The 13,537-nt window shown below is 70.2% G+C and carries 10 protein-coding genes and 1 tRNA gene; 2 read left to right on the forward strand and 9 right to left on the reverse strand.

What is annotated here, in order from left to right; genetic code table 11:
* Positions 1–51: 51 nt before the first annotated feature.
* The 3 genes from ABZ565_RS07540 to ABZ565_RS07550 all read right to left on the reverse strand — a co-directional run bounded on the left by ABZ565_RS07540 (position 52) and on the right by ABZ565_RS07550 (position 3,640).
* On the reverse strand, positions 52–1,794 hold the full coding sequence (locus ABZ565_RS07540) for a VCBS repeat-containing protein (protein ID WP_361021558.1): 1,743 nt from the start codon (positions 1,792–1,794) through the stop codon (positions 52–54).
* 179 nt (positions 1,795–1,973) lie between these two features.
* Complete coding sequence (locus ABZ565_RS07545) at positions 1,974–2,660, reverse strand: TetR/AcrR family transcriptional regulator (RefSeq protein ID WP_361021561.1); 687 nt, start codon at positions 2,658–2,660, stop codon at positions 1,974–1,976.
* The gene (locus ABZ565_RS07550) at positions 2,657–3,640 is read right to left on the reverse strand and encodes a fatty acid desaturase (protein WP_361021564.1); all 984 of its coding nucleotides are present in this window, start codon (positions 3,638–3,640) and stop codon (positions 2,657–2,659) included. The genes ABZ565_RS07545 and ABZ565_RS07550 overlap by 4 nt, the downstream gene beginning before the upstream one ends.
* A gap of 335 nt (positions 3,641–3,975) precedes the next feature.
* Between ABZ565_RS07550 and ppc the strand changes: the two genes are divergently transcribed.
* A complete protein-coding gene (gene ppc / locus ABZ565_RS07555; protein WP_361021567.1) occupies positions 3,976–6,705 on the forward strand; it encodes a phosphoenolpyruvate carboxylase in 2,730 nt (909 codons plus the stop codon).
* A gap of 120 nt (positions 6,706–6,825) precedes the next feature.
* On the opposite strand, the gene pth is transcribed toward ppc, so the two are convergent.
* The 6 genes from pth to ABZ565_RS07585 form a co-directional block, all read right to left on the reverse strand.
* The gene (gene pth / locus ABZ565_RS07560) at positions 6,826–7,419 is read right to left on the reverse strand and encodes an aminoacyl-tRNA hydrolase (RefSeq protein WP_361021570.1); all 594 of its coding nucleotides are present in this window, start codon (positions 7,417–7,419) and stop codon (positions 6,826–6,828) included.
* 123 nt (positions 7,420–7,542) lie between these two features.
* Positions 7,543–8,130 carry a 50S ribosomal protein L25/general stress protein Ctc gene (locus ABZ565_RS07565; RefSeq protein ID WP_361021573.1) on the reverse strand — a complete coding sequence of 196 codons (588 nt, stop codon included), beginning with the start codon at positions 8,128–8,130 and terminating at the stop codon, positions 7,543–7,545.
* 202 nt (positions 8,131–8,332) lie between these two features.
* Positions 8,333–9,307, reverse strand: a complete 975-nt coding sequence (locus ABZ565_RS07570; protein WP_361021576.1) for a ribose-phosphate diphosphokinase — start codon at positions 9,305–9,307, stop codon at positions 8,333–8,335.
* Between the two features lie 120 nt (positions 9,308–9,427).
* Positions 9,428–10,876: a bifunctional UDP-N-acetylglucosamine diphosphorylase/glucosamine-1-phosphate N-acetyltransferase GlmU gene (glmU, locus tag ABZ565_RS07575; protein ID WP_361021579.1), complete on the reverse strand. Its 1,449-nt coding sequence runs from the start codon at positions 10,874–10,876 to the stop codon at positions 9,428–9,430.
* Positions 10,877–10,986: 110 nt separating this feature from the next.
* Positions 10,987–11,058, reverse strand: a tRNA-Gln gene (locus ABZ565_RS07580).
* The gene (locus tag ABZ565_RS07585) at positions 11,059–11,943 is read right to left on the reverse strand and encodes a hypothetical protein (RefSeq protein ID WP_361021582.1); all 885 of its coding nucleotides are present in this window, start codon (positions 11,941–11,943) and stop codon (positions 11,059–11,061) included.
* A gap of 154 nt (positions 11,944–12,097) precedes the next feature.
* On the opposite strand from ABZ565_RS07585, the gene ABZ565_RS07590 reads away from it, so the two are divergent.
* A complete protein-coding gene (locus tag ABZ565_RS07590) occupies positions 12,098–13,399 on the forward strand; it encodes a histidine kinase (protein ID WP_361021585.1) in 1,302 nt (433 codons plus the stop codon).
* The last annotated feature ends 138 nt before the right edge of the window (positions 13,400–13,537 follow it).

Here is a 13,537-nt window from a genome sequence, read left to right on the forward strand (position 1 = left end):
CGTCCCCGCGCGGGCGGGAACGGGGCGTCACGATGGGGCGGTCACGCGGGCCTAGTAGAGGCCGTTGTAGATGTCCCAGCCGTAGCCGATCTTGACGCGCTTGCTGATCTTGCCGGTGCCGGTGGACGAGTAGCGGTACACGTCGCCCTTGCCGTCGACGCCGACCAGGTCGGCCTTGCCGTCGCCGTCCAGGTCACCCGGGGCCGCGAGCTGCTTGTACGTGTTGTAGCCGTAGCCGAGCTTGACGCGGGCCTTGAGCGGCTTGGTGGCGTTGCCCGTGCCCTTGTACAGGTACAGGTTGCCCTTGGTGTCGCGGGCCACGACGTCCGCGAGGCCGTCACCGCTGAGGTCACCCGCCCCGACGATCTTGTTGTACGTGTTGAAGCCGTAGCCGACCTTGATCCTGGCCGCGAGCTTGGTGCCGAGCCCGTTGCCCTTGAACAGGTACAGGCTGCCGGACTTGGTGCGGCCGAGCAGGTCGCCCTTGCCGTCGCCGCTGAGGTCGCCGGGGCCCACGAGGGCGGTGTAGCCGCTCCAGCCGCCGCCGAGGCCCGTGCCCTCGTTGTAGAGCGTGCCGTTGTACGTCTCCAGCAGGTCGGCGTAGCCGTCCTTGTCGAGCGACGACGGGAAGTTGATGTTCGCCCCGGCCCAGCCGCCGCTGTCGCTCGCCTGAATGCGGGCGCTGAGCTTGCCGTTGTTCTTCGCGTAGTACCAGTAGAGCGTGCCGCCCTTGGTACGCGTCATCAGCTCGTTCTTGCCGAAGTCGGGGTTGCCGCCCTGACCCGCGAAGAGGGACGCGGCGTTCCAGCCGGTACCGCCGCCCCTCCGCTTGAGGAAGGTGCCGTAGCCGGTGGACTCGTAGAAGTACAGTGCGCCGCCCGGCGTGCGCGCCAGCAGGTCACCGAGGCCGTCGCCGGTGTAGTCGTCGGCCGGGATGATCTGGTTGTAGATGTCCCAGCCGTAACCGGCCTTGACGCGCGCCTTGTACGGCGCCGAGGCCTTCCCGGTGCCCGCGTAGTAGTACAGGTCACCGGCGGGCGTACGGGCGTAGAGGTCGCCGATCCCGTCGCCGTTGACGTCGTTGGCGCCGACGATCTGGTCGTACGAGCCCCAGCCGTAGCCCACCCTGACGCCGGCCTTGAAGGGCGCGCTGCCCAGGTTGCCGGTGGCGGTGTACAGGTAGATGTCGCCCGACGGGGTGCGGGCCAGCAGGTCGCCGCGGCCGTCGCCGTTCAGGTCGCCCGCCGAGACGACCTTGTTGTACCGCTGCCAGCCGGTGCCGCTCCAGTAGGGGTAGGACGCCCCGGTGGAGTCCTGGCCCGAGCGGAGCGAGAGCGTGCCGGACGCGGACAGCGTGAGGATCTCCGGGCTGCCGTCCTGGTTCAGGTCGCCCGGCGTGATGATGTCCTTGTACTTCTCGTCGACGTCGTCCATACCGATGTAGTACGGGTAGTCGTCGGCGCTGCCCGCCGGACTGATGTACAGGTTGTCGTCGATCGCGCGGTACAGCATGTCGCTGTTGCCGTCGCCGGTGACGTCGAAGCGCGGCGCGGCGGGAACGACCGCCGCCTGCGCGCCCTCGACCCCCGCCGCCCGCGACTTCTTCTTCGCGGTGGGCGCGGGCAGGGTCAGCGTGGGCTGCGCGTCGAGGGCGGGGACGCGCGGCTGGGTGGCGCGGTGCGGCGCGGGCGCCGCGTCATCGGCCGAGGCCGGAGCGGCCAGCAGCATGCCGGCCGAGAGGACGAGAGCGGTGCAGGCGGCGAGCCGCCGCGCACGCTTCGAGCGTGCGGGCATGGCACGGCCGGGTTCCACAGAAGTCAAAGCCCCCCCAGGGGTACGTGGTGGAACCGGGAGAACGGCCTTCACGAGTGCGTCACGCGCAGGGTGAGGCATTCCCGGGATGTTCACAGACTCTACAACTGTGACTGCCGGGACTGAAGTGGTTTACCGATGAAACAAGACTGCTTCGGCCGTCAGCTCCTGCGGTGTCCTATCAGCCGCGGCTTCGACTCCAGGTTCTCCAGACCGTGCCAGGCCAGGTTCACCAGATGGGCCGCGACCTCCGCCTTCTTCGGCTTGCGCGCGTTCACCCACCACTGGCCGGTCAGCGCCACCATGCCCACCAGCGCCTGCGCGTACAGTGGGGCCAGCTTCGGATCGAAGCCCCGGGCCTTGAACTCCAGGCCCAGGATGTCCTCGACCTGGGTGGCGATGTCGCTGATCAGGGAGGCGAAGGTGCCCGTCGACTGGGCGACCGGGGAGTCCCGGACCAGGATGCGGAACCCGTCGGTGTACGTCTCGATGTAGTCCAGCAGCGCGAACGCCGCCTGCTCCAGGAGCTCCCGGGGGTGCCCCGCGGTCAGGGCACTCGTCACCATGTCCAGGAGCTGGCGCATCTCCCGGTCCACCACGACCGCGTACAGCCCCTCCTTGCCGCCGAAGTGTTCGTAGACGACAGGCTTCGACACCCCCGCGCGGGCCGCGATCTCCTCGACCGACGTGCCCTCGAAGCCCTTGTCGGCGAACAGGGTGCGACCGATGTCCAGCAGCTGCTCGCGGCGCTCCTTCCCCGTCATCCGCACCCGGCGGGCCCGCCGGGACGAAGGTGTACGGGTGTTCTCGCTGCCTGCGCTGGAGTCGGTCGCCACGTCGTCCATCATGCCGCGTCGGCCGCCGCGCGGTTGCGCCGGGACTCGATACGGGCCTCGTCCGGCCAGCGCACGTCGTACGCCCAGCCGGCCTGCTCGAACCAGCGGATGAGACGCGCGCTCGAATCGATCTGACCGCGCATCACGCCGTGCCGCGCGCTCGTCGGGTCCGCGTGGTGCAGGTTGTGCCAGGACTCGCCGCACGACAGGACCGCCAGCCACCACACGTTGCCGGACTTGTCCCGCGACTTGAAGGGGCGCTTGCCGACCGCGTGGCAGATCGAGTTGATCGACCACGTCACGTGGTGCAGCAGCGCCACCCGTACCAGCGAGCCCCAGAAGAACGCCGTCGCCGCGCCCCACCACGACATCGTCACCAGGCCGCCGACCAGCGGGGGGATCGCCAGCGAGATGATCGTGAAGGTCAGGAAGTGGCGCGAGATCCGGCGGATCGCCGGGTCCTTGATCAGGTCCGGCGCGTACTTCTGCTGCGGGGTCTGCTCCTCGTCGAACATCCATGCGATGTGGGCCCACCACAGGCCCTTCAGCAGCGCCGGCAGCGTCTCGCCGAACCGCCACGGCGAGTGCGGGTCACCGTCCGCGTCCGAGAACCGGTGGTGCTTGCGGTGATCGGCCACCCAGCGCACCAGAGGGCCCTCGACGGCCAGCGAACCCGCCACCGCGAGCGCGATGCGGAGCGGACGCTTCGCCTTGAACGAACCGTGCGTGAAATACCGGTGGAAGCCGATCGTGATGCCGTGGCAGCCGATGAAGTACATCGCCACCAGCAGACCCAGATCGAGCCAGCTCACCCCGCGGCCCCAGGCCAGCGGCACCGCCGCCACCAGGGCCACGAACGGCACGACGATGAACAGCAGGAGCGCGATCTGCTCGATCGACCGCTTGTCGTCCCCGCCGAGCGTGGCGGAGGGAAGAGCCTGACCACCGGCCGCCGGGGTGGCGGCCTCGATCACATCGGGGCTGGTCTTCATGGGGAGTCCCCTGAGGGTGAGAACGGGACGGACAACCGTGGTTACGCACCCGTAACCTACGGCCTCGTAAGTATGGCAGTGCGAAGGCCCGCCCACGAGAGGGCGAAACACCGCGCACAGACGCACGAATACCGGGTAGACACACACCGCGTACCCCGGACGGACCCCCCGACAACACGGACGGCCGTCCGGGGCGCGAACAGCACCGAAAGCACGGACACCTATCCTGGAGAGGTCGGACAGCGCGGTCCGCACCCTGCTTTCCGGGGTGGCGTCGGCATCCGCCGACCGCGGCCCCGGGTCCCGTGCACCACCACTGCAAGGAGCCGCACACTGTGAGCAGTGCCGACCAGACCCCCGCCGCCAGCCCCGAGCTGCGCGCCGACATCCGCCGCCTCGGCGACCTGCTGGGCGAGACCCTGGTACGCCAAGAGGGTCAGGAACTCCTCGACCTCGTCGAGCGCGTACGCGCCCTGACCCGCACCGACGGCGAGGCCGCCGCCGAGCTCCTCGGCGACACCGGCCTGGAGACCGCCGCCAAGCTCGTCCGCGCCTTCTCCACCTACTTCCACCTGGCCAACGTGACCGAGCAGGTCCACCGCGCCCACGAAATGCGCGACCGCCGGTCCGCCGAGGGCGGCCTCCTGGCCCGCACCGCCGACCGCCTCAAGGACGCCGACCCCGAGCACCTGCGCGCCACCGTCAAGAACCTCAACGTGCGCCCCGTCTTCACCGCGCACCCCACCGAGGCCGCCCGGCGCTCCGTCCTCAACAAGCTCCGCCGCATCGCCGCCCTCCTGGAAACCCCGGTCATCGAGGCCGACCGCCGCCGCCAGGACCTCAGGCTCGCCGAGAACATCGACCTCATCTGGCAGACCGACGAACTCCGCGTCGTACGACCCGAGCCCACCGACGAGGCCCGGAACGCGATCTACTACCTGGACGAACTGCACGCCAACGCCGTCGGCGACGTCCTGGAGGACCTGGCCGCCGAACTGGAGCGCGTCGGGGTCGAGCTCCCCGCCGGCACCCGCCCCCTCACCTTCGGCACGTGGATCGGCGGCGACCGCGACGGCAACCCCAACGTGACCCCCCAGGTCACCTGGGACGTCCTCATCCTCCAGCACGAGCACGGCATCACCGACGCCCTCGAACTGGTCGACCAGCTCCGCGGACTGCTCTCCAACTCCATCCGCTACACCGGCGCCACCGACGAACTCCTCGCCTCCCTCCAGGCCGACCTGGACCTCCTCCCCGAGATCAGCCCCCGCTACAAGCGGCTGAACGCCGAGGAGCCCTACCGGCTCAAGGCCACCTGCATCCGCCAGAAGCTCGTCAACACCCGCGAACGCCTCGCCAGCGGCCGCCCCCACCGCCCCGGCTGCGACTACCTCGGCACCGCCGAACTCGTCAGCGACCTCGCCCTCATCCAGGACTCCCTGCGCCGCCACAAGGCCGGCATCGTCGCCGACGGCCGCATGGACCGCACCATCCGCACGCTCTCCGCGTTCGGCCTCCAACTCGCCACCATGGACGTCCGCGAACACGCCGACGCCCACCACCACACCCTCGGCCAGCTCTTCGACCGGCTCGGCGAGGAATCCTGGCGCTACGCCGACATGCCCCGCGACTACCGGCAGAAGCTCCTCGCCAAGGAACTCCGCTCCCGCCGCCCCCTCGCCCCCACGCCGGCCCCGCTCGACGCCGCCGGCGAGAAGACCCTCGGCGTCTTCCACACCATCAAGGAAGCCTTCGAGCGCTTCGGCCCCGAGGTCATCGAGTCCTACATCATCTCGATGTGCCAGGGCGCCGACGACGTCTTCGCCGCCGCCGTCCTCGCCCGCGAGGCCGGCCTCATCGACCTCCACGGCGGCTGGGCCAAGATCGGCATCGTGCCGCTCCTGGAGACCACCGACGAACTGCGCGCCGCCGACGTCATCCTCGACGAGATGCTCGCCGACCCCTCCTACCGACGCCTCGTCTCCCTGCGCGGCGACGTCCAGGAGGTCATGCTCGGCTACTCCGACTCCTCCAAGTTCGGCGGCATCACCACCTCCCAGTGGGAGATCCACCGCGCCCAGCGCCGCCTGCGCGACGTCGCCCACCGCTACGGCGTACGGCTCCGCCTCTTCCACGGCCGCGGCGGCACCGTCGGCCGCGGCGGCGGCCCCTCGCACGACGCCATCCTCGCCCAGCCCTGGGGCACCCTGGAGGGCGAGATCAAGGTCACCGAGCAGGGCGAGGTCATCTCCGACAAGTACCTCATCCCGGCACTCGCCCGCGAGAACCTGGAACTGACCGTCGCGGCCACCCTCCAGGCATCCGCCCTGCACACCGCACCCCGCCAGTCCGACGAGGCCCTCGCCCGCTGGGACGCGGCCATGGACACCGTCTCGGACGCCGCCCACGCCGCGTACCGCAAGCTGGTCGAGGACCCCGACCTGCCGTCGTACTTCCTCGCCTCCACCCCCGTGGACCAGCTCGCCAACCTGCACCTGGGCTCACGGCCCTCCCGCCGCCCCGGCTCCGGCGTCTCCCTCGACGGACTCCGCGCCATCCCGTGGGTCTTCGGCTGGACCCAGTCCCGCCAGATCGTCCCCGGCTGGTTCGGCGTCGGCTCCGGCCTCAAGGCCCTGCGCGAGGCCGGTCTCGACACCGTCCTGGAAGAGATGCACGAGCAGTGGCACTTCTTCCGCAACTTCATCTCCAACGTCGAGATGACCCTCGCCAAGACCGACCTGCGCATCGCCCGGCACTACGTCGACACCCTCGTCCCCGACGAGCTCAAGCACGTCTTCGACGTCATCGAGGCCGAACACGCCCTCACCGTCCAGGAAGTCCTGCGCGTCACCGGCGGCGAGAAGCTGCTCGACACCAACCCGGTGCTCCAGCAGACCTTCTCCATCCGCGACGCCTACCTGGACCCGATCTCCTACCTCCAGGTCTCCCTGCTCGCCCGCCAGCGCCAGGCCGCCGAACGCGGCGAGGAAGAGGACCCCCTCCTCGCCCGCGCCCTGCTGCTCACCGTCAACGGCGTCGCCGCGGGCCTCCGCAACACCGGCTGACCCGGCCACACACGCAGACGGGGCGCGGGGATCTCCTCCCCGCGCCCCGTCGCACGTCGGCACCCGCCCGCACCACCTCGGCCGCCCCCCGCGCGACCGGTCGGGCCGGACCCGTACCCCTCAGCAGTTGTACGCGGACTGCGCCCGCTCCAGACCCTCCGCCAGCAGACACTCCACCGCGTCCGCCGCCCGGTCCACCTCGAACGCCAGCTCCTTGCGCTCAGCGGACGAGAAGTCCTTCAGCACGAAGTCCGCGACCTGCATCCGCCCCGGCGGCCGGCCGATCCCGAACCGCACCCGGTGATAGTCCGCACCCATCGCCTTCGTCATCGACTTCAGCCCGTTGTGCCCGTTGTCCCCGCCGCCCAGCTTCAGCCGCAGCGTCCCGTAATCGATGTCCAGCTCGTCGTGGACCGCCACCACATGGTCCAGCGGCACCTTGTAGAAGTCCCGCAGCGCCGCCACCGGACCCCCGGACAGATTCATGTACGACATCGGCTTCGCGACCACCACCCGGCGGCTCAGCGGCCCGGGCGGACCGATCCGGCCCTCCAGCACCTGCGCCTGTGCCTTCGGGGCACGCTTGAACCTGCCGCCGATCCGCTCGGCGAGCAGGTCGGCGACCATGAAACCGACGTTGTGCCGGTTCGCCGCGTACTCGGGGCCGGGATTGCCCAGCCCCACGATCAGCCAGGGGTCGGTGGCGTCGGACATCGCGCGAAGTCTCCTCGTTCGTGCACGGTGCGTCCGTGCACAGCGGGCATGGACGGGAAAACGGGGCGGCGGCTCCCGTAAAGGGAGACCACCGCCCCGTCAGTCAAGCAGGCGGGACGGGACTCAGCCCTCCTCGCCCTCACCCTCGGCGGACTCGGCGGCCGGCTCCTCGGCCTGCGCGGCGACGACCTGGAGCACGATGGCATCCTCGTCACCGGCGAGCACGGAGCCCTTGGGCAGCGGGATGTCCTTGGCGAGGATCGACGCACCGGCGTCCAGACCCTGCACGGAGACCGTGACGGACTCGGGGATGTGGGTGGCCTCGGCCTCGACGAGCAGGGTGTTCTGCACGTACTCGAGCAGGTTGCCGCCCGGGGCCAGGTCGCCCTCGACGTGCACCGCGATCTCGACGTTGACCTTCTCGCCGCGCTTCACGGTCAGCAGGTCGACGTGCTCGATGTCGCCCTTGAGCGGGTTGCGCTGCACGGCCTTCGGGATGACCAGGGCGTCCTTGCCGTCGAGCTCGATGCCGATCAGGACGTTGGCGGTACGGAGCGCGAGCTGCAGCTCGTGGGCCGGGAGCGTGATGTGGACGGACTCGGCGCCGTGGCCGTAGACGACCGCGGGGACCTGCTGGGCACGGCGCGCGCGGCGGGCGGCACCCTTGCCGAACTCGGTACGGACCTGGGCGGCGAGCTTGATCTCGGCCATGGCGGCACTCCTCGTGAGGTGACGGAAGAACGAACGGTCACCCGGCCAACAACTGGCCTGCTACGAAGAGCGCGCCGATAACGGATCGCCGTACATGAGTACGGCCTCCCTCGCCGAGCAACTCGCTGAGTCTACCCGGCGGGGAGGCCGCACCCCAAAGTGGATCAACGACGGCGCACTCGCCGCCCCGGTCCGACCGCTCCTACTGCTCCTCGAACAGGCTCGTGACCGAGCCGTCCTCGAAGACCTCGCGCACCGCGCGGGCGATCGTCGGGGCGATCGAGAGCACCGTGATCTTGTCGAGCTCCAGCTCACCCGGCGTCGGCAGGGTGTCCGTGAACACGAACTCGCTGACCTTCGAGTTCTTCAGGCGGTCCGCCGCGGGGCCCGAGAGCACACCGTGCGTCGCCGTCACTATGACGTCCTCGGCGCCGTGCGCGAACAGGGCGTCGGCGGCGGCGCAGATCGTGCCGCCCGTGTCGATCATGTCGTCGACCAGGACGCAGACCCGGCCCTTCACATTGCCGACGACCTCGTGGACGGTCACCTGGTTGGCGACGTCCTTGTCACGGCGCTTGTGCACGATCGCCAGCGGGGCGTCGAGCCGGTCGCACCAGCGGTCGGCGACGCGCACCCGGCCGGCGTCCGGCGAGACGATCGTCAGCTTGGAACGGTCCACCTTGGCGCCCACGTAGTCCGCCAGGATCGGCAGCGCGAACAGGTGGTCCACCGGGCCGTCGAAGAAGCCCTGGATCTGGTCCGTGTGCAGATCGACGGTCAGTATCCGGTCCGCGCCCGCCGTCTTCATCAGGTCCGCGATCAGACGGGCCGAGATCGGCTCGCGGCCGCGGTGCTTCTTGTCCTGGCGGGCGTAGCCGTAGAACGGCACGATCACCGTGATCGAACGGGCCGACGCGCGCTTCAGCGCGTCGATCATGATCAGCTGCTCCATGATCCACTTGTTGATCGGAGCCGTGTGGCTCTGGATCAGGAAGCAGTCGGCGCCGCGCGCCGACTCCTGGAAGCGGACGTAGATCTCACCGTTGGCGAAATCGAAAGCCTTCGTCGGCACGAGGCCCACACCCAGCTGGTGCGCGACCTCCTCGGCCAGCTCGGGGTGGGCGCGGCCGGAGAAGAACATCAGTTTCTTCTCGCCGGTCGTCTTGATCCCGGTCACAGCACAGTCTCCTCAGACGTGTTCCTGGCGCCGCACGCAGATGTCCCGATGTGCAACGAGCCAGCCGAAATGGGGTGAGCACCTATCACGGTACGCGGTGTGGGACGCACCTGTTTCCGGTCAGCTTTCGCCGGCCGGCCTCTCCTCCGCAGCCTGAGCCGCCTGCGCGGCAGCGCTTCCGGGACGCTTGCGCGCCACCCAACCCTCGATATTCCTTTGCTGGCCCCGGGCCACGGCCAGCGAACCGGACGGCACGTCCTTCGTGATGACCGAACCGGCGGCGGTGTAAACCCCGTCCCCGACCGTGACAGGCGCCACAAACATATTGTCCGACCCGGTACGGCAGTGCGACCCGATCGTCGTGTGGTGCTTGGCCACCCCGTCGTAGTTCACGAACACGCTCGCGGCGCCGATGTTGGTGTGGTCGCCGATGGTCGCGTCACCCACGTACGACAGGTGCGGGACCTTGGTCCCCTCGCCGATCGTCGCGTTCTTCATCTCGACGTACGTCCCGGCCTTGGCCTTCGGCCCCAGCTTGGTGCCCGGCCGCAGGTAGGCGTACGGGCCCACCAGCGCGCCCGGGCCCACCTCGGCGCCGTCCGCCACCGTGTTGTCCACCCGCGCGCCCGCGTGCACGACGGTGTCCGTCAGCCGCGAGTTCGGGCCGACCTCGGCGTCCTCCGCGAGGTGCGTGGCGCCCAGCAGCTGCGTCCCCGGGTGCACGATCGCGTCCCGCTCGAACGTCACCGTGACGTCGATCAGCGTCGAGGCGGGGTCGACCACGGTCACACCGGCCGTCATGGCACGCTCGAGCAGCCGCTGGTTCAGCAGCCGGCGGGCCTCCGCCAGCTGCACGCGGTTGTTGATGCCCAGGATCTCCCGGTGGTCGCCCGCCACGCAGGCGCCGACCCGGCGCCCGGCCTCGCGCAGGATCGACAGCACGTCGGTGAGGTACTCCTCGCCCTGGCTGTTGTCCGTCCGCACCTGGCCGAGCGCCTCGGCCAGGAGCTTCCCGTCGAACGCGAACACCCCGGAGTTGATCTCCCGGATCGCCCGCTGCTCGTCCGTGGCGTCCTTGTGCTCCACGATCTCGGTGACCGCACCGCTCGCCGCGTCGCGCACGATCCGCCCGTAGCCGGTGGAGTCCGGCACCTCGGCGCTGAGCACGGTGACCGCGTTGCCGTCGGCGGTGTGCGTGGCGGCGAGCGCGGCCAGCGTCCCGCCGGACAGCAGCGGGGTGTCCCCGCACACGACGACGACGGTGCCCTCGACGCCCCCGCCCAGCTCGTCGAGCGCGACCCGCACCGCGTTCCCGGTGCCCTTCTGCTCGGCCTGGTAAGCGGTGCGCACCTGCGCGTCGGCGCCGCTGAGGTGGGCGGTGACCTGCTCGTGGGCATGGCCCACGACCACGACGAGGTGCTGGGGGTCCAGCTCACGGGAGGCGGCGACGACATGACCGACGAGCGAGCGCCCGGAGATCTCGTGCAGAACCTTGGGGGTCTTCGACTTCATGCGGGTGCCCTCACCCGCTGCGAGGACGACGACGGCTGCCGGGCGTACGGAGCTCAACGGATAGGCCCTTCGGCTTCGGGTGGTGGACATCCGCAGGATACCGGGGGGTGTCGGGCCGGACATGGGCGCGGGCCCCGACCTAGGTGGTCGGGGCCCGCGTACAGGAGCTCCCCCGCCAGGACTTGAACCCGGACAGATGGCACCAAAAGCCACAGTGCTGCCAATTACACCACGGGGGATTAATTCGAGCTAAACCGGACATTACTCCGGTCTGCTCGATCGGCACCCAACACTATGCCGTACCAAGCCCCTTCGACGCGACGATAGAGGTCGGCACTCTTGGTCACGTAGATGACGAGGCAGCCGTGATAAGTGGCTCCGGTGTTCTTGCGGTTGGTCTTCGGGTGGTGCTTCTTGAGGGTGGCTCGCTTGAACGCGGTGCGCGGCACTCCTGCCAGCGCCGCCCAGAAATCCTCGGCGGCCGCCACGTCCGCTGTCTCGTGGATGCTGACGCGGAGGTGCAGGCGTTCCCGCGTGACACCAAGCAGGTCGAGCCACGTCAGGTACACCTTGATGACGTGGGGATCGCTGTTGATGAAGACCAGGTTCTCCCGGCGGCTGTAGGGCTTGTCCTTGGCGCCCTCGGCCCAGTAGAGCGTCACCCCTGCCAGGAAGAGTTCCCGGTCGGAGAGCCGGCCCACTGACTCGCGTGCCACTCGCTTGGTCGCCTCGCGCATCTCGTCCCGGGCGGCGCGCAGACCGGCCAGGCCGGCGTTCATGAGCGCCAGGCGCTCTTCCTCCGTGTAGCGGGGTGCGGGCTTCGGCAGATCCCGTACCCACAGCGAGATCGAACTCTTCGAGCATCCCAGCTCCACCTGGATCTGGTCGTACGTCTTCCCCTCCAGCCGCAGTTCCCGAGCCTTCGCCCTCAGGTCGTCCTTGGCGCGCGGGCGCTTGGTCCACCCCGGTGGGGGCTCGCCCTCCAGGAGGCGGTGGAGGATGTCGTTGTTGAAGACCTTCAGCCGGTCCCGGATCTGGCGCACGCTCAATCCCTCGCGCCGCAACGCCACCGCCCGTTCGCGCAGGCCCTCGAAATCCGCGTACTTGCTCGTGATCTCCGTCATGCGCCAAGCGTTGTCCGGAATCCGGACGTCCGGGTCGAAGGGGCGGTCGATTCGTTATTTCGGGCGGTTGTTCGTCATTCGGCCCCGATCGAACGTACGACGTGCTGCGCAGGTCACCCGAAAATGGGATGCGGGCGCCCGTACGCTGGATGCCATGACCGCAACGGGGGAAGACCGGGAAGCGGCGGGTCCGACCACCCGTGGCTACTGGTGGTGGGAACGGCGACGGAGTGTCGCGCTGGATGTGGGACTGGCGCTGGCGTCGGCGGTGGAGTGCGGGTTCGAAGGGGTGGACTTCGCGGGGGACACCGGGCTTCCGGTGCCCTTCGGGGTGGTGTTCGGGGTGATCGCGGGGGCCGTGCTGCTGGTGCGGCGGCGGTGGCCGATCGCCGTGGTGCTGGTCTCGATCGCGACGACGCCCGCCGAGATGGGCTTCCTGATGGGCCTCGTCGGGCTGTACACGCTGGCCGCGTCCGAGGTGCCCCGGCGGATCACCGCGGTGCTGATGAGCATGGCCCTGGTCGGGACGTTCATCGTGACGTACGTACGGCTGCGCCAAGGCGTCGACGAGAACGCCGACTTCGGGCCCGGCGACTGGTACGTGCCCATGCTGTCCCTCTTCATGGCCGTCGGGCTGACCGCCCCGCCCGTGCTGTTCGGGCTGTACATAGGGGCCAGGCGCCGGCTGATGGAGAGCCTGCGGGAGCGCGCGGACTCGCTGGAGCGGGAGCTGTCGCTGCTCGCGGACCGGGCCGAGGAGCGGGCCGAGTGGGCCCGTACGGAGGAGCGGACCCGGATCGCCCGCGAGATGCACGACGTGGTCGCCCACCGGGTGAGCCTGATGGTCGTGCACGCGGCGGCGCTCCAGGCCGTGGCGCCCAAGGACCCCGCGAAGGCCGTGCGCAACGCGGCCCTGGTCGGTGACATGGGGCGCCAGGCGCTCACCGAGCTCCGCGAGATGCTGGGCGTCCTGCGGAGCGGTGACCCGGCAACGGCCCGGGTGGAGCAGGTGCCGCTGGCTTCCGTGGGCCGGGCGGCGCAGGCCGCGGCGGAGGACGGGCCGCGGCTGGACGAGGTGGAGGCGCTGGTCGGCCAGTCGCGGGCGGCGGGCATGACCGTGGAGCTGTCGGTCGAGGGCTCCGCCCGCACGTACGCGCCCGAGGTCGAGCAGACCGCGTACCGGGTGGTGCAGGAGGCCCTGACCAACGTCCACAAGCACGCGGCGGGCGCGAAGACGTGGGTGCGGCTGGCGCACCGGGGCGCCGAGGTCGCCATGCAGGTGGAGAACGGCCCGACGGACGCGGCGACGGCCGACGCGGGTCTGCCCAGCGGTGGCAACGGCCTCGTCGGCATGCGCGAACGCGTGCTGGGCCTGGGCGGAGTCTTCGTCTCGGGCCCGACGGACGCGGGCGGCTTCCGGGTCTCGGCGGTCCTGCCGGACGAGGGCGGCGCCTGAAGCCTGCGGCGCCGCTCCCGGCCCGTCCGGCGGGGGCATTTCAAGCCGGTCCGGCGTTTGAGGACGGAATCCTCGCGGTGGTGACCCCGCGCCAGGCGTGAACCGGCAGTCCGGGGGCCCGACGCGACCGCGCACCCG

The organism is Streptomyces sp. NPDC016469, from assembly GCF_040632905.1.
In the GTDB taxonomy this organism is placed as follows: domain Bacteria; phylum Actinomycetota; class Actinomycetes; order Streptomycetales; family Streptomycetaceae; genus Streptomyces.